The following is a 23,095-nucleotide window of genomic DNA, read 5'->3' as shown; positions in this document are numbered from 1 at the left end:
GATAGGTACATGAGAAAAAATGCGATTGTAATCACTTCATTACTGCTTACGGGGTCACTGTTACTTTCTGCTTGCGCTAACAACAGTAATAACGAATCCTCATCCGCAAACAATGCGGCTGCAGGCTCCAATTCAACCAATGTGGAAGCAACCACTGCACCAGAGATTGTTCCTGCGGGTGCTCTAAGCGAACCTTTTACTGCCACGGATTTATCCAAACTTCCAGCGGTGGCCCAGAAACGTACAGATACCATTATCGTCGGGCTTACGGACCCAAGCGGAGCGTTCACTCCTTATTTTCAACAAAGTGGTTATGATGGCAATGTCTCTTCACTGCTATACGCTTCTCTCGTAACTGTTGATGACAAAGGCGTTCCAACGCCGGAGCTTGCGGAGAGCTGGGATGTTTCGGATGATCAGCTTACATACACTTTCCACTTGAGAAAAGATTTGAAATTCAGCGACGGTTCACCGTTAACAGCGGATGATGTGGCATTTACATGGACGATCCAATACGACAAATCGTATGACGGTAGCTCCCAGCTTCCATCGCTAAATGTTAAAGGCGGCAAAGCCTATAAGGAAGGTACATCCCCTACAGTTGAGGGCATTAAAGTAATTGATCCACAGACGATCTCAGCAACCCTTGAGCAACCAAACGCAACGGCGCTGGTACAGCTCGGCTCGAATGTACTGTCGAAAGCTTACTATGGCAAGGACTATAAAATTGGAAATCTTGAATACATTAAAAAGCTGCATGAGAAGCCACTTGGCGATGGACCTTACAAGCTGGAGAAATTTATTCCAGGTCAAGAAGTGCGTTTTGTAGCGAATGAGAATTATTTCAAAGGTAAACCAAAGACGGAGCATTTCATCTACAAAACTACGGAAGGCGACGTATGGCAGTTCGTAGAAACTGGTGAAGTGGACTACGCTTCCTTTAGTGCGACAGACGAGAATATCGAGAAACTGAAAGCACTCGGTTTTGTGAATATAATTCCTTACACTCCAAGCACCTATGGTTACTTGCAAGTTAACCTGAAGCATGAGCAGCTCAAGGATAAGCTTGTACGTCAAGCTATTGTGTACGGTTTGGATCGTCAGAGTATTTATGTGGATGCAGCACAAGGTGCAGGGTCTATTGCCAACATCCCGGCATCGCCGATTTCCTGGTCTTACACTGAGGAAGGTATTAATCCTTACAAATATGATCCGGAAAAAGCAAAACAATTACTCGATGAAGCTGGCTGGACGGTAGGCGCGGGGGGTATCCGTGAAAAAGATGGCAAACCGCTGTCCATCCATTACCTCGGTTCGAAGAGTAAAAACACAGATATTTTCATCGCTGTAGCTAAAGAGAATTTTGAAGCGCTGGGTATCGAATTCCAGCCTGAGGTTTTCGCAGACTTTAACTCACTGGTATCGAAAGTAGAAGGTGGGGACTACGATCTCGTATCCTTCTCCACAAGCATGTTGACTGATCCGTCTGACGGGTTCATGCAATTCTTCGATGGAGAAATCACGGATTATGACAATCCGAAATTCCTGGAGCTGTACAACAAAGCCTTGGCCACTACTGATATTGAAGCGCGCAAAGCGGTATATAAAGAGCTGTATCAGCTTTTCAATGATGAACTGCCTATTATTTTTACAAGTTATAAAAAGACAGTATACGCCTATAACGGACGTATTGAGAATCTATCGGTCAGCCCGTTCATCGGTCTTGCTGGCAGTCTGCCAACTTGGAGCCTGAAATAAATAAACCAGTGTCCCCTGCCCTGACTGGATTCAAGGGCAGGGGACGAATCATAAGGAGTCTGTCATGAGCGCTTATTTATCGAAAAGACTGTTGTACATGGTCATCATCTTATTTGCGGCATCATTATTGATCTTCTGTCTGTATGCTTCAACTCCCGGTGACTTCATAACCGGAAATATTAAATTGACCGCTGAACGCAAAGCTGAGCTGCGTGAAATCTACGGCTTAAACAAGCCTGTGCTTGAACGGTATGGGATCTGGATGAAGAATGCGCTGCATGGTGATTTCGGGTATTCCTTAGCCCAACAAAAGCCTGTGCTGCAGCTTTTTAATGATTATATTTGGAATTCCTTTCTGCTGGCTGCCGTATCTACGTTTCTGACGTGGGTGATTGCGGTCATTATTGGCGTCATCTCGGCCTATAAGCAGTATTCATGGTTCGATACACTCGTGATGATCGCTATATTCGCAGCCATGTCGCTGCCGTCATTTTTTATAGGCTTATTCCTGATCAAAATCCTGGCCGTCGATCTCAAGTGGCTGCCTCCAGGTGGAATAATCACCACGGGTAGTAATGCTACGGGTTTGGCTTACTTTAAGGAGATCGTAATGCATATGACCCTTCCGGTTGTGGTTATGACCCTTCTTGGATTAGGTTCGCTCACCCGTTATTTTCGCAGTAATATGATCGATGTCTTAAAACAGGATTATATCCGTACGGCACGCGCCAAAGGCCTGAAAGAACGCAAGGTGCTCTTTACACACGCCTTACGTAATGCCTTGCTGCCCGCAATTACACTGGTTGGTTTTGAGCTGCCGGCACTATTTGGCGGATCACTTATTATTGAGAAAATATTCAATTGGCCTGGGATTGGCCAACTGTATATGCAGTCCTTCGGACTAAGGGATTATCCTTTACTGATGGGCTTTACGATGTTTATTGCCATACTTACCGTCATAGGAACGTTGCTTTCGGATGTTTTGTACCGGATTGCCGATCCTAGAGTTCGGCTATAGAGAGGAGGAAGCTGACGTGGCAGTTCAAAGTAATGTAGCTGGGATCGCGAAGCCGCAGACCACCAAAGGAAAATCCTCTTTATTCCGGCAATCTATGCGGAGGTTGCTGAAGAACAAGCTGGCGGTATCCGGATTTGTGGTGGTGATCTTTATGTTTGCGCTTTGTTTTATTGGTCCGCTGTTCTCACCCTATACGGATAACAAAATTAATATGGCTATGATGAACAAGGCACCCAATATGAAGCATTGGCTGGGCACTGATGCATTGGGCAGAGATATTCTGACCCGGGTAATGCAGGCGGGGCGCATTTCACTGACCGTGGGACTAGCGTCAATGGTTCTTTCGGTGTTTATCGGTGCCCTTTTGGGGGCTATTGCTGGGTATTACCGCGGTATTGCCGATCAAATCATTATGCGGATTGCGGATCTTTTATTGACGGTCCCGAGTCTGCCACTGCTCTTTATTTTTGGTGCGTTATTATCGGAGTGGAAGATTCCAACGGATTATCGGATGTATATCGTTATGCTGATGCTTAGTATTGTGAGCTGGCCGGGTATGGCACGTATGGTACGGGGTCAAATGCTTAGTCTTCGAGAACGTGAGTTTATGCAGGCGGCGGTAGTATTAGGCCTCCGTGATCGGCGTAAATTATTTAATCATTTGCTGCCGAATATCGTTCCGTTGCTGATCGTTATGGCTACCCTTAACATCGGTGGTGCTATATTGAGTGAATCGGTTCTTAGCTTTTTTGGACTAGGTGTTATGCCGCCAACTCCAACCTGGGGCAATATGATTGATGCTGCGAATAATATGATCGACTTTCAGGATCGGCCGTGGCTGTGGATTCCACCAGGGTTATCGATTTTTGCGACAGTGATCGCGATCAATATCTTTGGAGACGGACTCCGGGACGTGCTTGATCCTAAACAGAAGAGGTAGGTGACCCTCAGATGAGTGATTTAATGAATATAGACGGTCTAAGTACATACTTCTTCACGGAAGAAGGAAAAGTGAAAGCCGTTGATGATGTAAGCTTCCGTGTTCGCGAGGGAGAGACGGTATGTATTGTTGGAGAATCAGGCTGCGGCAAAAGCGTGACCGCGATGTCCATCATGGGGCTTGTTGAGGAACCCGGGGGCAAGGTAGCCCAAGGGAAAATTGATTTTCAGGGTGAAGATTTGTTGAAAATGGACAAAAACACACTGCGGACCATCCGCGGGAATGAGATCGCGATGATCTTTCAGGAGCCCATGTCCTCCCTTAATCCTGTAATCAAGATCGGTGAGCAAATCATGGAGCCGCTGATTGTACATTTGAAGATGAACAAGAAACAGGCGCGCATCCGGGCGATTGAACTGATTAAGCAGGTAGGCATATCACGACCAGAGCAAATTGCTGATAGTTACCCGCATGAATTAAGTGGAGGTATGCTGCAGCGGATTATGATTGCTATTGCCATTGCCTGCAGTCCAAAGCTATTGATTGCTGATGAACCGACTACGGCGCTGGATGTAACGATTCAAGCGCAAATTCTGGATATGCTGCGTGAAATTAAAGATAGCTCGGGCATGTCCATTCTACTAATCACCCATGATCTTGGCGTAGTGGCAGAGATGGCCGATTATGTGATTGTTATGTATTCCGGTAAGATTGTGGAGGAGGGTGAAGTTGTTGAATTGTTCAACAACCCCAAACATCCCTATACAAAAGGGCTGCTCAAATCGAAGCCGGTAATCAATCAGCGACAGGATGAGCTGTATTCCATACCAGGTCAAGTGCCAAATCCGCTTGAGCTGGTGCCCTCTTGTTATTTTCATGACCGCTGTGAGCATTGCATGCCTGTATGTGTCAGCCAGCAGCCCCAGCTTAAAGAGGTGGCCAGCAGACAAAAGGTAGCTTGCTGGTTGTATGAGGAGGCGGTTGTTCATGCCTGAAGCACTGCTTGAGGTCAATCATTTAAAGAAATATTTTCCTGTTACTAAGGGGCTGCTTAACCGAACCGTTGGGCATGTAAAGGCTGTTGACGATATTAGCATCACACTTCAACCTGGGGAAACGTTTGGGCTTGTAGGGGAATCTGGGAGCGGCAAAAGTACAGTCGGACGGACGATTTTACGGCTAACGGATAAAACGGCAGGTGAGATCAAGTTCAAAGGGATAGACATTCACTCCCTGTCGCCCGCTGAATTGCGCAATATTAGACCCCAAATGCAGTTGATCTTCCAAGATCCTTATAGCTCACTTAACCCACGGGTTCGTATAGGTGATGCCATTGGTGAAGCTTTACTGGATCATGGTCTATGCTCAAGGTCCGAGGTGCGAGATCTGGTGCTTGAAGCGCTAGCGGCTTGCGGGTTATCTTCTTATCATATTGATCGCTTTCCGCATGAATTCTCCGGGGGGCAGCGGCAGCGGATTGGGATCGCCCGTGCGCTTGTTTTGAATCCTGAGCTGATCATTGCAGACGAACCAGTTTCAGCACTGGATGTTTCCATCCAAGCACAGATTATTAATTTATTCAGTAAGCTCCAGCAGAGTCGAGGGTTAACGTATTTGTTTATCTCCCATGACTTGAGTGTTGTGGAGCATTTGTGTTCAAGAATCGGTGTCATGTACCTGGGCTCTATGATGGAGACGGCTTCAAGAGATGAACTGTTTAAGAATCCGCTCCACCCGTATACCAAAGCGCTGCTGTCGGCTGTTCCGATTCCTATTCCAAAGCTGAAAAGGGAAAGAATTGTACTTAAGGGAGATATTCCGAGTCCGGTAAACCCGCCTTCTGGCTGTAAATTCCATACCCGTTGTCCCTTTGCGCAAGAGGTTTGTAGATCTGAAATCCCGGTATTTCGTGATGTTGGCAGTAACCATTTTGTAGCTTGTCATTTAGTTTAATAGTTGTCACAAATATAGCAATGATTTACACCTAAGACATGAATAATTAATGTTGAATTGTATAATAATACAATTTGACCTTATTTTTGCCTGGGCTCAAAAGTCGTGAGAGGTTTCAAAGCCAGGTCAATGGGGTAATTAGAGAGTGGTTAGGTTAGGCGTACATATCTAATCGGTCTAGTATAAAATCCCTACTTAGGAGGAATCATCGTGAATACAACAGTACGTTTGACAGAAAGATCCGGCTCCACTTCTTCACAGCGCAGAAAAGGCTTTGTACCGGTAGTCGTGTACGGTGCAGGTTCAGATAGCCAGTCCTTTACAGCGGATGCTAAGACAATTTCAGGTATTTTAGCCAGCAACCCACGGGCTGTTCTTACTTTGGAATTGCCAGACTCGGGCAAAAAGAACGTGGTTATTCAAGAAATCCAACGTCAGCCAATTTCCAAACAACTGCTGCACATTGATTTTCAGCAGATTGATATGAAGGCCAAATTGGATACAAAAGTAGCGTTCCACTTTACAGGTGAACCAGTAGGTGTGAAGAGCGGCGGCGTGCAACAAATTGAATTGCATGAGCTGGATATTCGCACACTTCCAGATAAAATAGCTGCATCCTTTGAAGTGGATATCAGTGGACTAGATATTGGTGATCAATTGCTGGTATCTGATTTGCCGAAGCATGAAGGCTGGGAAGTATTGACGCCTGAGGACACATTGATTGTCCGTATTTCACCTCCAGCAGCGCAAGAGCCAACAGAAGAAGATACTGCTGAACCCGCTGTAGCTGAAACTGCTGGCGAAGATAAAGCAGAATAGTATAGAGATAAATAGTAAAGAGCAGATAGAATCCTTATAAAGGAGCTGTCTGCTCTTTTTGTTTTGTCTTCATAAATATGAATTTATAAAAATGATGCTGGTCTTTCGTATGATTTCTCAAATGGCAATTTTGGTTGTTTCGCCTCATTTAGTTAAAAATTTACATAAAATCGTTGACGAACGGGTTTCTAAGCCTGAAAATGAGGACAATTACCATGGTAAAATATTCAAAAGTCCCTGTTGTTGCTGTTTGAAAACGCTTTAGTTTTTATGCTTCAAAGAACTCTTATTGCCTAGTTCATCATGATTAAGAGGAGGAAAGTTATGAAGATGAGGAAGCTGTTTTCGATCTTAATTACAAGTTTGCTGGTGCTTGGGGTAGCTCTACCCTTTGGTGGAAAAGCGAATGCAGATGCTGCAAGTGACGCTTCAAATCGTGCTTTAATCTGGCTGAAGGCCCAGCAGGATGCAACAGCGGGGTATGCTTTTGAGGGACTGGTAGATAGCTTTGAAGATTTCTGGGGACCAAACAACCCCAAACAGATTGTATACACATATGATCAAGCGGTTGCAGCTATCGCCTTTCTTGTAAAGGGTGAACGGACGCGGGCAGAGCAGGTTTTGAACAAAATGCGGGACATTCAAGATCCATCAGGCTTCTGGCTGAATTCTTATTGGTATAACAACGGCTTCGGAGAAGAAATCCGTAAACATGTGGGACCCGTTGTATGGATGGCAATGGCTGCTATGGCTTATGAGAAGCAATATAATGATTCACGGTATCGTCCAATGGCGCTCAAAGCACTAGATTGGAGTTTACAGTATAAAAAGGCTAATGGCAGTATCGCAGGGGGATGGAGTGGTTGGAGTAATTCCGATGAGCCTTGGAGCTCAACCGAGCACAATATCGATATTTACCGGGTATTGCAGTATTATGCTTCGGTGGATTCCTCAAAGGCAGCCACTTATAACAGTGCGGCTTCTGGAGTCAAAACCTTCCTGGATAATTATGTGTGGGATGACACAGTCAAACGTTTCAAGGGGGGCTGGAAAAACGATACAAATCTGATCGACCCCAAAATACCTTTAGACGTGAATCCTTGGGGAGTATTAGCTTTAGGCGTATCCGGAACACATAACTACGGCGCAAGCTTAACCTATGTGGAAAATGCCTCCGGCACCCCGGGAACACTTGCGAATCCGCGTTACAAGCAGACGCTTACTTACAATGATGCTGGGAATACGCTCACCGGATATGATTTTGACTGGACAGATGAAGTATTGCCAGCGTATGACGATAACGGAAATCAAATTGGCAATACGGGTGCTGACGTATGGTTTGAAGGAAGCGCATTCATGTCGCTCGCTTATTATCTGCAAGGCAATGCCTCGAAGGCAGACGCTATTAATACAGAGATTATTAAAAAACAAGGCACAAGCGGTGCTTCGCTTGGGGGTATTCCCTACTCGCTGAAAGGGTCCAGCAATAGTTATTGGGTGATGGCGCAGCAAAACTGTGTTTCCAGCACAGGTTGGTTAATAATGTCCCTGCACCGGTTTAATCCATTCACAGGTCAATATTTGACGGGTGGTGGTAATACTGGGGATACAACCGCGCCAACCGCTCCCGCTAATCTAGCGGTAACCAGTAAGACGGATACAGGAGTTAGCTTAAGCTGGTCCGCTTCTACCGATAATGTTGGCGTTACAGGTTATATTGTTTATCGCGGAACACAGCAGGTGTCCACTGTGGGGGGAACTACAGCTACTGTTAGTGGACTTACTCCAAGCACAGCCTATACGTTTACAGTAAAAGCTACAGATGCAGCAGGTAATTTATCCTCCGCTAGTAATACCGCAACAGTTACTACTAATCCCACTGGAGGCAGCGGAGGCGGTGATCATGTGACGGCTGACTTTACAGCAGGGGTAACGAGACTTTCTGCTACAGAGGCGAGTATCTATATCACACCTGTAACCAGTGCCCTTTATGTAGATGTGCATTACAAGATTAACGGGGGTTCCCAGCTTAATTACAGGATGACTAATAATTCAGGAACATGGAAGCAGACGGTGAGTGGATTAAGCGCTGGCAGCAGTATTGAGTACTGGTTCACTTATGAGAAATCCGGTCCGCAATATGATTCAGCACATTATACTTTTGTTCAGTAAGATTAGCAGATCGTAAAAATCATTCTAAGAGAAGGCTGTTCCATGCTGCCATTTATAGCGGCGGGGGCAGTCTTTTTTTGGGTGGAAAAATAGTGAATGACCGTTAAATCCTTCTCAAGACGGAGGTCTGCTCTTAAGGTATGCTTTAAAATCTTTGGGGGAGACGTTAGGACACGATGGTTGCTAGCGTAGGTAGGTATGAGGTGAGTTTAATTTATTGGTTTTACAACGTAACAGTGTTATGTTACGATGGCTTCAAGGAGTGATAAGCATGGAAGAGGATTTGATCTCAAAGAAGCAGCTATTGGATTTAACCGGTATATCTTATGGGCAATTGTACCGCTGGAAGCGGAAGCAGTTGATTCCAGAGGAATGGTTTATCCGTAAATCTACGTTTACTGGACAGGAGACTTTTTTTCCAAAAGACATGATTTTGTCCCGTATCGATAATATTGTGAATATGAAAGATGGACTTTCTTTGGATGAAATGGCTGATAAGCTATCAGATAAGGCTTCTTTTGACAGAGTAAGTGTATCTGCTGCGGAAATTATAGAACGTAACATTGTTTCGTCGATGACGCTGGCGAAATTTGGAGAGAGGCTCGGTGTCAAGAATGGATATAGCTTCGATCAACTCACTTATTTATTGGCTGTAGATCGCCTGCTTAGTGCAGGGGAGATGAGTATGGAGGAAGCAGAGCTGCTGTTTCGAACCTTAATGGATAAAGCCTCCAATCTTGAGAGTGGCAGCTGGGAGTTATTTTTTATCCGCAAAATGGGGGTGTCATCCTTTATTCTGGCTCAGGCACCAGCGGAGTTATGGTTCGATGAAGGGGTAAAGCTGGTCAGTAAAATACTAAGTGCAGATGTAATAGAACAATTGAAAGGTAAGCTTGCTTTTAAGCTTGTTGAATAGGGGGTTAGTGTAATGGACAAACGAGAGCTGCCGGATCTGATTATAAACGGAGTCAGCGGGGGGGCAGGAGGTACTTACAACAGCGTGCGAATCGATGGTGTAGGCAAAGTAACGGGACCCATCGTGACACGAATTTTTAAAGGAAACGGGCATATGAATTTGAAGAATGATCTCTCGGCGGAAGAAGCGGAATGCAATGGAACGATGAAAGTGCTGGGCCATTTGCGTTTTAACTCCCTAAAAGTGGACGGAATGATTACTGTCGGAGAGAGCATTCGGGGAGAAAGCTGCACTCTTCATGGAATGCTGAATATCAAGGGTGATTGTGAGCTTGAGGATTTTACGGGGGAAGGAAGCTTTAGTGTCGGAGGTTTACTTAGTGCAGGACATGTAGACTTCAAACTGCAAGGGCAGGGAAAGGCACATGAAATTGGTGTGGAGAGTCTAGTGATCCGGCAAACGAATAGTGGAGTCTGGAGCAAAATGTTAAGTGGAATCATCCCTAAATTAAGATCGGAGCTGCGGGCTCGGACTATTGAAGGAGATTTTATTGATTTGGAATATACAACGGCTGATGTTATCAGGGGCAATATTGTGATTGTAGGTCCAGGCTGTACTGTCGAACGGATAGAGTATCGTGATCAGATCACAGTACATCCTGAAGCAAAGGTTGGAAAGGTGGAGAAGATCGGTGACTGAAGAAACAATTCGGAGTAATTTGAAAATAATGGGCACAACGACCTCAGCGGGAGGCTTTTTTCGGGATATTAAGGTTACTGGGGAAGGTCATTTTGCAGGGGATGTAGATTGTGAGAAGCTGAGCCTGACTGGAAATGCCAGGGTAGATGGAAACCTGCTAATGACCAAAATGAAAATAACCGGTGAGATGACACTTATGGGTAATCTTGAAGGTGATTCCTTGCGGGGGCAGGGGGAAATTAAAGCAGCCTCCGTAAAAATCGACGATATTCATCTTAACGGTAATTTGGAGGTTAATGGTAATTGTGAAGGTGAACATCTGCGTATTTCAGGCGCTCTCAATGTGGCAGGACTGCTAAGTGCGGAGCAACTGGAGATCAATTTATATGGTCTAAGTAGAGCGAAAGAGGTTGGAGGCAGTGCTTTAACGATCAAAAAAAGCAAGACCGGAAAATTCCTGCATTTGATGAAGCAGAATCCTAAAGTGCTTTTTGAGGCTGGGCTCATTGAAGGCGATACGATAGAGCTGAATAATACAAAAGCAAATATTGTCAGAGGAGATCGGGTAATCATCGGTGTGGACTGTGAGATTGATACTGTGGAATACCGTAGTGCTTTGGAGATTCACAAGAATGCAATAGTGAGGCATCAAGTAAAGCTGTAACACATAGTTATAGATCTTTTGACAATGGGGAGTGGAATAAATGAGTTCTGCCAAAGCGCCCAATCTGGGCATTGTAATCGCAGGTCTGCTGTTGGGAATACTGATGGCCTCCATGGACAGCACCATCGTTGCTACAGCAATGGGCAATATTGTTGGGGAACTAGGCGGTATGGACAAATTTGTCTGGGTAACATCAGCTTATCTCGTAGCTGAGATGGCGGGGATGCCTATCTTTGGCAAGCTGTCTGATATGTATGGGCGTAAAAAGTTTTTTGTTTTTGGGATTATTGTATTTATGGCGGGTTCAGCGCTTTGCGGGACGGCAGATACGATTACTCAGCTGGCTGCTTATCGGGCGATTCAGGGAATTGGAGGCGGCGCGCTAGTGCCGATTGCTTTTGCCATAATGTTCGACGCCGTACCGCTGGAGACACGGGGCAAGCTGGGCGGTGCATTTGGTGCGGTATTTGGATTATCAAGTATTTTTGGTCCATTGCTAGGCGCGTATATCACCGATCATATTGCTTGGCAGTGGATATTTTATATTAACTTACCGCTTGGACTGTTGGCTTTTGTGATGGTCGTTTTCTTTTATAAAGAGTCACATGAGCATTCCAAACAACCTATTGATTGGCTGGGTGCGGGCACATTGCTGGGCTCTGTCATCTGCTTAATGTTTGCGTTGGAGCTGGGTGGAAAAGAATACGCTTGGGGCTCATCGATGATCCTCGGCTTATTTGCAGCTTTTGCTATATTGGCGGCAGTGTTCCTTTTTGTAGAGACGAGAGCGAAAGAGCCGATCATTTCCTTTGCGTTATTCAAAAAAAGACTGTACGCCGTCAGCATTCTGTGCGCGCTATTTAGTGGTGCTGCATTTATCGTGGCTTCCGTATATATCCCGATCTTTATCCAAGGTGTATTAGGGGGTTCGGCTACCAATTCGGGACTTGTCCTGCTGCCGATGATGGTCGGCTCAGTAATTACCGCCACAACGGGAGGATTCCTGATGGCAAAAACCAGTTACCGCAATCTGCTGATTCCTACGTTTGTACTTTTGGTGATCGGCACAGGACTGGTAGCAACGCTTACTCCGGAAGCTTCACGTCTCTTGGTTACCTTGTATATGATTTTAATCGGATTAGGCATTGGCGCTTCCTTCTCTGTGTTAAGCACGGCAGCCATTCATGGTCTGACTGCGCAGCAACGCGGCTCCGCCAGCGCAACACTGAATTTCATTCGTTCGCTTGGCATGACCATCGGAATAACCACATTTGGCATTATTCAAAGCCATTATTTCTCGGGCAGTCTAACTAAGTTGCTCACAGCAAATGGAGGAGGAGCTGCTTCTGCGGGGGCTGCTGGGGTTATGGATTTTAAAGATCCGCATTCCCTGCTGTCGCCTGAGACTAGAGCACTGATTCCACCGGAAATTTTGAGCAAAATTACAGAGGGACTTTCCTCTTCCATTGCGAACACCTTCGCTTGGGCGGTTATTCCTGCTGCGTTAGCTTTGCTGGCCTCCTTTTTTATGGGGCGCCAGAAAATGGATGCCTCCGCGGAGGGGAAAGATCAGGCGCCCGGGCATTAGGCAATGGCGGAAGGCGCGGGCATTCGAATGACGAGCGGAATGTAGTGCGCATTATGCGGAATGCAGTGGATTGGTTGTAAACAAACTAGGGTTGTAAAGTGATGGAGCAGCTTCTCATTTGAGAGGCTGCTTTTTATGTGTGGTTGGGAGTACAAATGAGCATGAACCCTCGAAGTAAAGGAGCTGAGTTCGAAGGTTGAGTAAATGCGATGAATTCTGGAAATAAGAGCATCTGAGTCCGATAGCATGAGGGAATGCGATGGATTCAAGAATGAGTCAGACAGCATGAGGGAATGCGATGAATTCTCGAGAAAAGTGTGCCTAAGAATGATGGGTGGAGTGTTGCGGACCGTATAGTCACTATTGCTGATTTTTGAGCTACTTAGCCGTAGTTTCGGACTGTATAGCTCTTATCGGCATGCATATGCTCGTATTTGGACTATATTTGAGTGAATAGCTGCGCCTGAGTCCGATAGCACGAGAAAATGTGTTGAAACCCGGAAATAAGTGCACCTGAGTCCGACAGCATGAGCAAATGTGATGGATTCTAGATAGAAGTGCGCCCAAGAATGATGGATGGAGTGTTGCGGACCGCATAGTCGCTATTGCTGATTTTTGAGCTACTTTGCCGTAGTTTCGGACTGTATAGCTCTTATCGGCATGAATTTACTCATATTTGGACTATATTTGAGTGAATAGCTGCACCTGAGTCCGATAGCACGAGGAAAAGCGCTGAATTCCGGAAATAAGTGCATCTGGGTCCGATGCCAAAACTATGAAGTGTGAAAGACCATAACAAATGCAGAGGACAAAGCGCACCATAGTTGATGTAGCGGACGAAGAGGACAAAACGCACCATAGTTGATGTAGCAGACGAAGAGGACAAAGCGCACCATAGTTTGATGTAGCAGATGAAGAGGACAAAGCGCACCATAGTTGATGTAGTGAACGAGGAGAGTCTAGTTGCCCATAGCTCCCAAGCGCTCCTTAGCAAACCATCTCTTTCAGCGGCAGGATGACGGGAATTTCCGTCATCCTGCCGCTTTTTATAAGCCAAAAGGCATGTAGGCTCTCCATCACTAGACCTACAGCGATTAGGTAGAAAATGGTCGAAATAGATGCGAATTTGGTTCACAAGCATCAGACGGTTCTCCAGTGAGGCCGTTCTGTGATCTATCTCGTCATACGTAAAGGTTCTGATACTATGAAAACGTAATCAAAATCTGGGTATAGGAGATTCCGACATGGGGGTACCTTCTGGTGAATTACTTCCCAGCGTCGATCCGGTTCATCGATCCCGCTGGAAGATGAAGAACAAACATAAGTTGTTCTTCATGGCTTTTCCGTTTCTTGTTGTCACCTTTATTTTCTATTATCTGCCGATCAGCGGATGGATTTATGCATTTTATGATTTCATTCCCGGAATACCGTTGTCTGACACGCCATATGTCGGGTTGAAATGGTTCAAGACGATTGTATCCAATCCAACACAGACCGCAGAGGTTGTGCGCGTGCTGAAGAACACTCTTGCCATGAGTTCACTTGGACTAATCACCTCGATATTTCCAGTGATCTTTGCGATTTTCCTGACCGAAATTAAGTCAGGCTGGTATCGCAAGATGGTGCAGACGCTAACCACGATTCCGAACTTTATCAGCTGGATTCTGGTATATGCATTGGCCTTCTCGTTGTTTTCCGTTGATAACGGGGTCATCACACACATTTTAGTGCAGCTTGGAATCGTTGATGAGGGTTATAACTTTTTAGCCTCCAGCTCAAATATTTGGGTCACGATGATCATTTGGTATTGGTGGAAATCGTTAGGCTGGGGTGCCATTCTCTATCTTGCTGCAATCGCAGGCATTGATCAGGAGTTGTATGAAGCCGTAGAGGTGGATGGTGCAAGCCGATTCCGTAAAATCTGGCATATTACCATTCCGGGTCTTATCCCAACCTTCTTTGTCCTACTGCTGCTCTCCATAGGTAACTTGGTCAATAACGGGATGGAGCAGTACTTTGCCTTTCAAAATGCGATGAATAAAGATTCCATAGAAGTGCTGGATCTTTATGTATACAATATTGCGTTCGCTAACAACTTTCCGTTTGCCACAGCTGTCAGTATGCTGAAGTCGGTTGTCAGTGTAATTCTACTGTTCGCGGCAAACACATTATCCAAGATGGTGCGTGACGAATCTATCATTTAAGGCAGGGGTGATCCCATTTGAGAAAGAAAAAACTAACTTCTGGAGAATTAATCTTTCAAATTATTATCTACACACTCTTTGGATTGTTCACCCTGTCATGCATTTATCCATTCTACTATTTGTTCATTAATACGATCAGTTCGAATGATCTTAGCGCAGCAGGGTATATCAAATTTTATCCAAGGCAGATCCATTTTGATAACTATAGTAAGGTTCTAAGAATCAGTGGTTTAGGCCATGCGGCGACAGTCTCTATTTATAGAACAGTTGTTGGTACTTTGCTCACCGTTGGATCTTCGGCATTTCTTGGGTACTTGTTCACCAAAAAGGAAATGTGGGGCCGGAGTATTTGGTACCGCAGTGTTGTAGTTACGATGTATTTCAGCGCAGGGCTGATCCCATGGTATATCACCATGCATAACTTGCATCTGACTAATAATTATCTGGCTTATATTTTGCCAACCATTATTACTCCTTTTAATATCATTTTGGTCAAAACCTTCGTCGAGGCAATTCCGCCCTCACTTGAGGAGTCGGCGTCAATGGATGGAGCAGGTTACTTCCGGGTGTTCTGGAGTATCATTGTTCCTCTTACGACACCTATCTTGGCTACGATTACGATTTTCTCAGCGGTGAATCAGTGGAATGCCTTTATTGATACGGCGTTTCTGATGACAGATACGAAATACTTTACGCTCCAGTTCTTATTATGGCGTTATTTGAACGAATCCAGCTCGCTTGCAGCCTTAATTCGTAATTCGCCAGATATGGCCGCTAGTGCAGCGAATATGCAGACTCCAACCTCTGTGCGGATGACTGTAACGATGATCGTCGTATTGCCGATTTTGATCGTGTATCCGTTCTTCCAACGCTTTTTCGTCAAAGGAATTATGATCGGTGCGGTTAAAGGCTGATGGGTTGCCGCTCTGGACCAGAACTGGGTTTTCCTCTGCAATAAGCAGAGTTGAACTATAAGTGAAGAGATGAAAGGGAGGGTATAAAGCAATGAGAATAAGAAGAGCATCGCTTGTCATGCTATCCGTAATCCTGGTCTTCGTTCTTGCAGCATGTGGCGGGGGGAATAATACGGCTAACTCGGGCAAAAACACGAGCACAGAGAAACCTACGTCGGCTGCCACGAATGCCCCGGCGGAAGAGACAGCAGCACCGGATGACGGAGCGCTTGATCATTCCAAGCCGCTGAAGCTGACTGTATTCTCAACAACCGCTAACTATGCCGGTCCACAGACCGGATGGTTTGCAAAAATCATCAAGGATAAGTTCAACATCGAAATGGACATTGTAGCTTCAAACCTGACTGGTGGAGATACCAAAATCTCTGCAATGATGGCTTCCGGAGATCTTGGAGATATCATCATTTTCGGTGACGACAAGAACCACTATCCAAACGCCATCAAAGGAAAGCTGCTCTTGGACTGGACACAGGACGGTCTTTTGGACAAATACGGAAAAGACATTTCTAGCACTTTTCCAAAAGCTATTGAGAAAGCAAAGGTAGCTTTTGGCGGTGGATCATCAGTCTTTGGTATGGGGAACAGCGTAGCTTCTAATCCATCCGGACCCTCTGAAGGAAAAGATATGACTTGGGGTCCAGACCTGCGCTTTGATCTTTACCAACAAATTGGAGCGCCAGAAATTACAAAGATTGAAGATTATCTGCCTGTGCTGAAAAAAATGCAAGAGCTCGAGCCTAAGAATGAACAAGGCAAAAAAACCTATGCTTTCTCGATGTGGTCTGATTGGGATGGCAACTATAAAATGACATTGGCTAAACAGTTCGCTAACATGATGGGCTATGACGAAATTCCTGATACTGCTGTGTATGTTAAGGCAGATGAAGAAAAGTATTATGACTTCTTATCCGAAGATAGCTGGTACATGAAATCGCTCAAACTGTATTTTGAAGCTAACCAAATGGGTCTGGTTGATCCGGACTCTATGACGCAAAAATTTGACGATGTTGTAGCGAAATACAAAGATGGTCGTCTATTGTTCTCTTGGTTCCCTTGGCTTGGAGCTGCCAACTACAATACACCAGAAAGAACAGCCGAAGGTAAAGGTTTTGCGCTGGTTCCGTTCAAAGATGAATTGATGTATTCCACAGGCTTCAATGTTTACGGTGGTAACGGTATTATTGCAATCGGCGCAAAAGCTAAGGAGCCTGCTAGAATTATGGAATTCATTAACTGGATGTACACACCGGAAGGTGCAATGATTTCTGCAGGAAGTGGTACAGCAGTACCTAACGGACCTCAAGGTCTGACTTGGGATATTGATGCAAACGGCAAACCTGCAGTGACTGATTTTGGTTGGAAAGCTTATACTGATCAACAGAATACTCAAGTTCCTGCTGAATACGGCGGTGGTGACTACTACTATGGCTCCAATCAAATGAACTTCTCGTTTGTGGTTCCGGCGATGGTGAATCCAGAGAATAGTGAGCCATTCGATCATAATCTGTGGACAACAACCCTAGAGCGTAACCCATCCAAGCTTGATAGTGACTGGAGAGCGAAAATGGGCGTTCTGACTCCTAAGGAGTATTTTGAGAAAAACAATCTATTGGCTGTAGCACCACAAGGCTTCACTGGCAAAGAGCCATTAACCATGGATAAAACAGTGGAACAAAAGAATAAACAAATCGGTACGGTTATTCAACAGATTTCCTGGAAAATGGTCTTTGCTAAAGATCAAGCGGAATACGATAAATTGAATAAAGAAATGCATGATAAGGTAAATGGTCTTGGGTATTCCGAAGTTATGGATTTCTCGATTAAAAAGGCTGAGGAATTGTTCGAGGCTCGTAAAAGCGTTAAATAAACACGGCTAGTAACTATAAAATAAGGCGGGGCGGCGTGGAGGCTGTTCTGCCTTATTCTATTCAATTAAGGATAAATGTGGTATCCTCACATTAATATAAAACGCTTTCAGATAGAAAGAAGAGGATAATCCAGATGGTAAGAGTACCCCTGCGGAGTCATACTCCAGCTGTCAAATCCTTACGTAATACCTTATTTATCTATCTAGTAATCGGAACACTACTTCCGCTTCTCTTAGTAGGATTCGTAACCTACACCTCTATTTACTCCATCCTTTCAGGTAAAATTGGCAACGGGATCAGCGCTAGTCTGAGACAGGAAGCCTCAAGCCTGGAGAATGCCATCGACAATATGGATTTTGCCTCCAAACAGTTTGCTCTGGACGGTCAGATTGTGCAGGAGATGTCCTCATTTATTCAGGAAAAACAAATTTTTCGCAAATCGCAAATGATGAATTCCATCAACCAGAAGATCAATCTAGTCAATTTTACGAACCCTTATATTGGACTTACAGCCTACATTATGCCGGACAGCGATGATCCCGTTCTGTTCACCAACATGAGCGCACGCAGAAATTTTGATATCAGTACATTGCCGTCTTTTATGCGATATAACGGGGCTGACTATTATGGACCACATCCCACTATGTACGCTGTTGGTGATAATCTCGTATTCTCGGAGCAGCGGATTGTCCGTGTGCCGGGCCAGCATAAGCTTTATATTTATTTGGAGACGAATTATAGTTTGTTTCGCAAAATCTTCAATCAGGAGTCCTACGGGATGAAAGTAAATCATCTGCTGGTCAATCAGCAAGGTAATAGTACAAAAGTGATCGACGGCAAACTTCCGCTAAGTATTATTAAAGCTGCGGGAAGCAACTCCAATCTCACCCATGAAACGCTAAGCGGATATCATCTGTTTCGTTACGCGAGTCCTCAGGGCTGGAAACTTATTGCTGTTGTGAAAAAATCAGAATTCAACAGTGAAATTTATTCTTGGTTTTATAAAATGATCTTACTTGCCTTCTCCACCCTTCTTTTTGCCGGATTTCTGGCTTGGATCATCTGGAGGAAAATTTATGGTCCGTTGCGTAAGGTCAACCTTGAAATCAACCGAATGGCGGAAAATGTTACCGCTCCGGTAGCCTATACGAATGTGGAAGAATTTGATTTCGTGCTTACCAACTTTCAGCAGATGAAAAAACAGGTGAATGAGCTGATTGTTGCGGTTGCCCATAATGAGAAACAGAAAAGCCAATTTGAGATTGAGAAGTTGCTCAGCCAGATCAATCCTCATTTTTTGCATAATACCTTAAATACGGTACAGTGGATGGCCCGGTTAAACGGCCAGAAGGAGATCGACAAGCTGGTCACTCTTCTTGTAAAGGTGCTGCATTATAATCTGGGCAAGCAAAGCATCATTGTTACCATTGGCGAGGAAATTGAAGCGATTCGAAATTATATGGAGCTGCAGCGTATTCGTTATGATTATGAATTTGAATTTAACGTTGAAGCTGATGAGGATGTATTGTCTGTGGCTGTCCCGAGATTTTTGCTTCAGCCTCTGGTGGAGAACTCGATTTATCATGGATTAAGCGATAATGGCAAGGTAGATGTTGAGATAACGAAACATGGTGAAGGAGAGGTTCAGCTATGTGTGAGAGACAATGGCGCTGGGATGGATGCAGATACATTAGATCAGCTGTTGTCTGATGATGGAGCGAAAAAAAGGGGACTTGGAATTGGTTTTTCATATGTGAACCGGATGCTTAGAACCTATTATGGAGAACAAATGAAGCTAGAGATGTTCAGTAATCCAGGAGAAGGTACGGTTGTATCCATTGTGATTCCGAGGAAAGGTAAGGAGGACTTCGATGATTAAGGCTGTAGTTGTCGATGACGAGAGACTCGTGCGAAAAGGCTTCATTTCCCTGATCGACTGGTCATCCTTAGGGATTGTTATAGTTGGGGAGGCAGGTGATGGTAAATCTGCTTTGGAGCTGCTTCAACAGCAGGAAGTAGATTTATTATTTGTGGATTTGACCATGCCAGGCATTTCAGGCTTCGAGCTCATTAAAATGGTTAGACAACGGTTCGCAGGCATTCGCTGTGTTGTCCTTACTTGTCATCATGAATTTGACTATGTTCAGGAGGCTATGCGTTTAGGAGCCGTTGACTATATTGTAAAAACACTGCTTGAGATGGAAAATGCGGATGAAACCATCAGACGTCTTGTCGATCGTATTAAATGGGAGGACAATACACGGGATGCTCTGGTTCGTGGGGAAAGTAAACGTATGGCTGCTGATAAGGCTCTGCTGTATTTGCCCCTAAATCATCAGTGCAATGAAGAAGAATTATTTCAGCTGTCCAGCGTGAAAAATAATCCGCTCATTACTTTTCATGAGATGTGGATGTCGCCCTTATTACATCGTTTCTCAATAGATGAGAGCAAACGTGAGCTTAAGATCCAGCTATCCGGACGATGGCAGACCGCGCTGATCAGTGGATTGAGAGATCAACCCTTGCAGGAACTGGAGGAACAGCTCACTGCGAAATTACGCCGTATTCTATTTTATCATCCTGAACCAGAGGATTTGACCTCATTGAAATATGAAGACATAAAGAAGGAAGCAGCGGCTCCCTACTCAAAACAAGAGGCGGATAATCTGCTGGAGCAAGCACAGAATTTGAAGTGGACAATTGATGGAAATGAGTGGGAGAAATTTGTAGCAAACATACTTCAGCAGAAACCCCGTTCTGATCAGTTTCTGGCGTTTGCACACTCTCTAATACAAAGCTGGAGCTCTTTACTATTAAAGCCTGAAGATGCTGCTCAACTGGAAAGGGACATCTCCCATAATCTGAACTGGTGCCATTGGAAGAACTGGCTGCGGCGATTTTCTGATCATGTGGGACGAAGAATGCTGGAACTTGGATTAACTAAAGAGGTTATGTCCTGTCTTATTCGTGCAGTTCGTTATATGCAGAGCCATGCAGGTGACAAAATCAATCAGAGCGACGTAGCAGCCGTCATTAATATGAGCCGTGGTTATTTCAGCCAATGTTTCGCTCGTTTTGCCGGAGAGACATTTGGTGAATGTTTACGGGGAATGCGGCTGGAACTCGCCAAATCACTGCTGCTGGAGACTACTCTTCCCGTCTGTGAGATTGCTTCGCGGTCCGGTTTTGAGGATGATCGTTATTTCAGCAGATTGTTCAGAGAACGTATTGGTAAATTACCAAGTGAATTCCGTGCGGAGGGGAAAAACCAAATATGAAATTTTGGAAATCTATCCTCCTAGTGTTTATGGTCATTGGAATGACATCATGTCGTGACAATATCGGTACTGTAGATTCGGTTGCAAGCCCTCAGGCAGGGGATGAAGATACTTCTATCGCTTATAGCAAATATGAGGATCCGATTGTGATACGAGTAGGGTTTAAGGTTCCCGACTCGCGACTTAATACAGGTGACAGCAACGATAACAATCCAATCACCCGTTATTTAGAGAGCATTACGAATATCAAAGTGGTTCACTCCTGGGAAGCGAAGGGTGAGGATGCTTTTACGCAAAAGGTACAGCTTGCCATTGATAGCAACGATTTGCCTGATGCCATGGTTGTGGATCGGGATCAACTGAAGAAATTAATTGATAATGATATGATTGAAGATTTGACAGAGACTTATAAAATATATGGATCTGAACTTATCAAGGATATGTACAATTCTACAAAGGGTGAGGCATTAGAGGACGCTTCCCGCGATGGTAAACTATATGGATTACCGAATGTAGCTATTGATGCTGACTCTCCCGTGCTGCTCTGGGTACGTCAGGATTGGCTGGAGAAGCTGGAGCTGCGGCCTCCTCAAACTTTTGAAGACATCGAGAAAATTGCCAAAGCTTTTATTGAAAAAGACCCTGATGGAAATGGAAAAAGAGATACTGTCGGTCTAAGCGGCTACAAAAATATCGTATATGGAACTAAACCATTAGTTAATGGTCTGGATGCTGTGTTTAGTGCATTTCACGCTTTCCCCACGAATTGGATTAAGGATAACAACGGCAATATCGTGTATGGCTCCATTACACCAGAGACCAAACAAGCGCTTGCTAAACTTGCTGATTGGTATAAACGCGGGTTGCTGGATCCGGACTTTGCACTATACAAGGAAACTCAGGAGCCTATTATTACAGGTAAATCTGGGATGTTTTTTGGTCCTTGGTGGATGCCTTATTATCCTTTATCAGAGGCAGTGGCTTTGGATACGAAGGCAGAATGGAGAGCATATGCAGCTCCAGTTGACGATTCCGGTAAGTTTGTCGCTCATTTAGCGCCGGTAACAGATCGATATCTTGTTGTGCGTAAAGGGTTTGAACATCCTGAGGCTGTAATCAAGCAATTAAACGTGTTTACAAGACTCGAAAGAAGACAGGATCCTAATCAAGAGGAGGTAAAAAAGCTGGGTGATTTCTCTGCGCAGACAGGCATTCAGCTGCGTGCTTATTATCCGTTCGATCTTCTGATAGATTATAGGGATGCGATTGAGAAACATTATGCTGATATCCAGCAGGCTTTGCACGGAAAGATAGACCCGGATACATTAAATTCTGATACCCGGCTCATTTATGATCAATGGGTAGCGGAAACAGAGCAGCCCAAAAAAGATCTTGAAGGCTGGAAAGCAGCGAATGCGTATAAATACGGAGTAGCTGTGTTAACCTCAACTGCTATAGAGGGAGTGCGTGGGGTCTTTTATGGGAACACCCGGCTTATGAAGACTAAATGGTCGGAACTGCAGAATCTGGAGAATGAGACGTTCTTAAATATCATTGTGGGTGATTCACCGCTTAGTGATTTTGATGCGTTTGTAGCTAAATGGAAGAGTATGGGCGGAGAAGAGATTACGGAAGAAGTTACTGAGCTCGTAAAGCAAAAGTAAACGTGGGATGCCTCAACAGCCTAATGGCTGTGGGACATCCTTTTTCTTATGTTCTATTCTTCGTTTTTGCTGATTTTTTGCAGCAGGAAATGTAGTTTCTCTACTTCTTCATCGGTTAAATGGCCCACAAGGCTTTTATTAAATTCATCTAAGATGGACTGTAAAACTGGGAAGAAATCGATGGCTTTCGGGGTAGGATATAGAAGGTGAGAGCGTCGATCATTAGGATCGTCTTTGCGCTCGATATATCCCGAGTTCTCTAATTGCTTCACAGAACGTGCTGTAGTTGCTTTATCGAACTTCAATTCGGCAGTTAACTGATCCTGAGTAATGCCTGGCCGAGAAAGAATCAATTTAAGAAAGCTATGCTGTCCACCACTACCGATTCCATAGGGGACAAATTGCTTAACCAGTTTCTTTTGATTTTGACGGTGAAGATGGGAAATTAGCTTCCCGATAGGCTCTCTTGCCAATATAGACACCTCTTTGGGTTATATGTTCGCTCATTTGTTGCCTTGAAATAAAGTGTACAATAAAGTCGTTGCGCACGCAACTAAATTGTTGTACACTGGGTATGGTG

At 44.7% G+C, this 23,095-nt stretch carries 18 protein-coding genes; 17 read left to right on the top strand and 1 reads right to left on the bottom strand.

The features are described from left to right. Positions 1 to 9 precede the first annotated feature (9 nt). The 17 genes from NSQ91_RS21100 (at position 10) to NSQ91_RS21020 (ending at position 22,515) form a co-directional block, all read left to right on the top strand. Positions 10 to 1,758 carry an ABC transporter substrate-binding protein gene (locus NSQ91_RS21100; RefSeq protein WP_036685737.1) on the top strand — a complete coding sequence of 583 codons (1,749 nt, stop codon included), beginning with the start codon at positions 10 to 12 and terminating at the stop codon, positions 1,756 to 1,758. A 64-nt stretch (positions 1,759 to 1,822) separates the two neighbouring features. After that, positions 1,823 to 2,776: an ABC transporter permease gene (locus NSQ91_RS21095; protein ID WP_036685739.1), complete on the top strand. Its 954-nt coding sequence runs from the start codon at positions 1,823 to 1,825 to the stop codon at positions 2,774 to 2,776. Positions 2,777 to 2,792: 16 nt separating this feature from the next. Then, the gene (gene opp4C, locus NSQ91_RS21090; RefSeq protein WP_036685740.1) at positions 2,793 to 3,716 is read left to right on the top strand and encodes an oligopeptide ABC transporter permease; all 924 of its coding nucleotides are present in this window, start codon (positions 2,793 to 2,795) and stop codon (positions 3,714 to 3,716) included. A gap of 11 nt (positions 3,717 to 3,727) precedes the next feature. Continuing rightward, the gene (locus NSQ91_RS21085) at positions 3,728 to 4,711 is read left to right on the top strand and encodes an ABC transporter ATP-binding protein (RefSeq protein WP_076130798.1); all 984 of its coding nucleotides are present in this window, start codon (positions 3,728 to 3,730) and stop codon (positions 4,709 to 4,711) included. Further along, complete coding sequence (locus NSQ91_RS21080; protein ID WP_036685744.1) at positions 4,704 to 5,669, top strand: ABC transporter ATP-binding protein; 966 nt, start codon at positions 4,704 to 4,706, stop codon at positions 5,667 to 5,669. Before NSQ91_RS21085 ends, NSQ91_RS21080 begins: the two co-directional genes overlap by 8 nt. A gap of 210 nt (positions 5,670 to 5,879) precedes the next feature. Then, positions 5,880 to 6,488, top strand: coding sequence for a 50S ribosomal protein L25 (locus NSQ91_RS21075; protein ID WP_076130800.1), 609 nt, complete (start codon positions 5,880 to 5,882; stop codon positions 6,486 to 6,488). A 324-nt stretch (positions 6,489 to 6,812) separates the two neighbouring features. Continuing rightward, on the top strand, positions 6,813 to 8,660 hold the full coding sequence (locus NSQ91_RS21070) for a fibronectin type III domain-containing protein (protein WP_179088258.1): 1,848 nt from the start codon (positions 6,813 to 6,815) through the stop codon (positions 8,658 to 8,660). Positions 8,661 to 8,931: 271 nt separating this feature from the next. Next, complete coding sequence (locus NSQ91_RS21065; protein WP_076301777.1) at positions 8,932 to 9,576, top strand: YhbD family protein; 645 nt, start codon at positions 8,932 to 8,934, stop codon at positions 9,574 to 9,576. A 12-nt stretch (positions 9,577 to 9,588) separates the two neighbouring features. Then, on the top strand, positions 9,589 to 10,275 hold the full coding sequence (locus tag NSQ91_RS21060) for a hypothetical protein (RefSeq protein ID WP_076305540.1): 687 nt from the start codon (positions 9,589 to 9,591) through the stop codon (positions 10,273 to 10,275). After that, a complete protein-coding gene (locus NSQ91_RS21055; protein ID WP_076305541.1) occupies positions 10,268 to 10,939 on the top strand; it encodes a hypothetical protein in 672 nt (223 codons plus the stop codon). Before NSQ91_RS21060 ends, NSQ91_RS21055 begins: the two co-directional genes overlap by 8 nt. A gap of 40 nt (positions 10,940 to 10,979) precedes the next feature. Further along, complete coding sequence (locus tag NSQ91_RS21050) at positions 10,980 to 12,527, top strand: MDR family MFS transporter (protein WP_076305542.1); 1,548 nt, start codon at positions 10,980 to 10,982, stop codon at positions 12,525 to 12,527. 1,244 nt (positions 12,528 to 13,771) lie between these two features. Next, complete coding sequence (locus NSQ91_RS21045; RefSeq protein WP_076130774.1) at positions 13,772 to 14,731, top strand: ABC transporter permease; 960 nt, start codon at positions 13,772 to 13,774, stop codon at positions 14,729 to 14,731. A 17-nt stretch (positions 14,732 to 14,748) separates the two neighbouring features. Next, positions 14,749 to 15,645 carry a carbohydrate ABC transporter permease gene (locus NSQ91_RS21040; RefSeq protein WP_036685756.1) on the top strand — a complete coding sequence of 299 codons (897 nt, stop codon included), beginning with the start codon at positions 14,749 to 14,751 and terminating at the stop codon, positions 15,643 to 15,645. Positions 15,646 to 15,736: 91 nt separating this feature from the next. Continuing rightward, on the top strand, positions 15,737 to 17,572 hold the full coding sequence (locus NSQ91_RS21035; RefSeq protein WP_076301774.1) for an ABC transporter substrate-binding protein: 1,836 nt from the start codon (positions 15,737 to 15,739) through the stop codon (positions 17,570 to 17,572). Positions 17,573 to 17,706: 134 nt separating this feature from the next. Next, positions 17,707 to 19,452: a sensor histidine kinase gene (locus tag NSQ91_RS21030; RefSeq protein ID WP_076215698.1), complete on the top strand. Its 1,746-nt coding sequence runs from the start codon at positions 17,707 to 17,709 to the stop codon at positions 19,450 to 19,452. After that, positions 19,445 to 20,851, top strand: coding sequence for a response regulator transcription factor (locus NSQ91_RS21025; protein WP_076305543.1), 1,407 nt, complete (start codon positions 19,445 to 19,447; stop codon positions 20,849 to 20,851). The genes NSQ91_RS21030 and NSQ91_RS21025 overlap by 8 nt, the downstream gene beginning before the upstream one ends. After that, entirely contained in the window at positions 20,848 to 22,515 is a 1,668-nt protein-coding gene (locus NSQ91_RS21020) for an extracellular solute-binding protein (protein WP_076305544.1), read from the top strand. The genes NSQ91_RS21025 and NSQ91_RS21020 overlap by 4 nt, the downstream gene beginning before the upstream one ends. 53 nt (positions 22,516 to 22,568) lie before the next feature. Here NSQ91_RS21020 and NSQ91_RS21015 read toward each other — a convergent pair whose 3' ends face one another. Beyond that, positions 22,569 to 22,988 carry a MarR family winged helix-turn-helix transcriptional regulator gene (locus NSQ91_RS21015; RefSeq protein WP_076305545.1) on the bottom strand — a complete coding sequence of 140 codons (420 nt, stop codon included), beginning with the start codon at positions 22,986 to 22,988 and terminating at the stop codon, positions 22,569 to 22,571. Positions 22,989 to 23,095: the final 107 nt, after the last annotated feature.

It is taken from the genome of Paenibacillus sp. FSL R7-0048 (assembly GCF_038004505.1).
Classification (GTDB): Bacteria; Bacillota; Bacilli; order Paenibacillales; family Paenibacillaceae; genus Paenibacillus_AQ; species Paenibacillus_AQ odorifer.
Note: the sequence above shows the minus strand (reverse complement) of the source record. Positions and strands in the feature narration are given on the sequence as shown.

What these genes read in the sequence shown, in the direction of transcription:
- NSQ91_RS21045 (WP_076130774.1), top strand. Translation starts at nt 13,772, where the DNA reads ATGGGGGTACCTTCTGGTGAATTACTTCCCAGCGTCGATCCGGTTCAT.
- NSQ91_RS21100 (WP_036685737.1), top strand. Translation starts at nt 10, where the DNA reads ATGAGAAAAAATGCGATTGTAATCACTTCATTACTGCTTACGGGGTCA.
- NSQ91_RS21085 (WP_076130798.1), top strand. Translation starts at nt 3,728, where the DNA reads ATGAGTGATTTAATGAATATAGACGGTCTAAGTACATACTTCTTCACG.
- NSQ91_RS21080 (WP_036685744.1), top strand. Translation starts at nt 4,704, where the DNA reads ATGCCTGAAGCACTGCTTGAGGTCAATCATTTAAAGAAATATTTTCCT.
- NSQ91_RS21030 (WP_076215698.1), top strand. Translation starts at nt 17,707, where the DNA reads ATGGTAAGAGTACCCCTGCGGAGTCATACTCCAGCTGTCAAATCCTTA.
- NSQ91_RS21035 (WP_076301774.1), top strand. Translation starts at nt 15,737, where the DNA reads ATGAGAATAAGAAGAGCATCGCTTGTCATGCTATCCGTAATCCTGGTC.
- NSQ91_RS21095 (WP_036685739.1), top strand. Translation starts at nt 1,823, where the DNA reads ATGAGCGCTTATTTATCGAAAAGACTGTTGTACATGGTCATCATCTTA.
- NSQ91_RS21060 (WP_076305540.1), top strand. Translation starts at nt 9,589, where the DNA reads ATGGACAAACGAGAGCTGCCGGATCTGATTATAAACGGAGTCAGCGGG.
- NSQ91_RS21065 (WP_076301777.1), top strand. Translation starts at nt 8,932, where the DNA reads ATGGAAGAGGATTTGATCTCAAAGAAGCAGCTATTGGATTTAACCGGT.
- NSQ91_RS21050 (WP_076305542.1), top strand. Translation starts at nt 10,980, where the DNA reads ATGAGTTCTGCCAAAGCGCCCAATCTGGGCATTGTAATCGCAGGTCTG.
- NSQ91_RS21070 (WP_179088258.1), top strand. Translation starts at nt 6,813, where the DNA reads ATGAAGATGAGGAAGCTGTTTTCGATCTTAATTACAAGTTTGCTGGTG.
- NSQ91_RS21025 (WP_076305543.1), top strand. Translation starts at nt 19,445, where the DNA reads ATGATTAAGGCTGTAGTTGTCGATGACGAGAGACTCGTGCGAAAAGGC.
- NSQ91_RS21020 (WP_076305544.1), top strand. Translation starts at nt 20,848, where the DNA reads ATGAAATTTTGGAAATCTATCCTCCTAGTGTTTATGGTCATTGGAATG.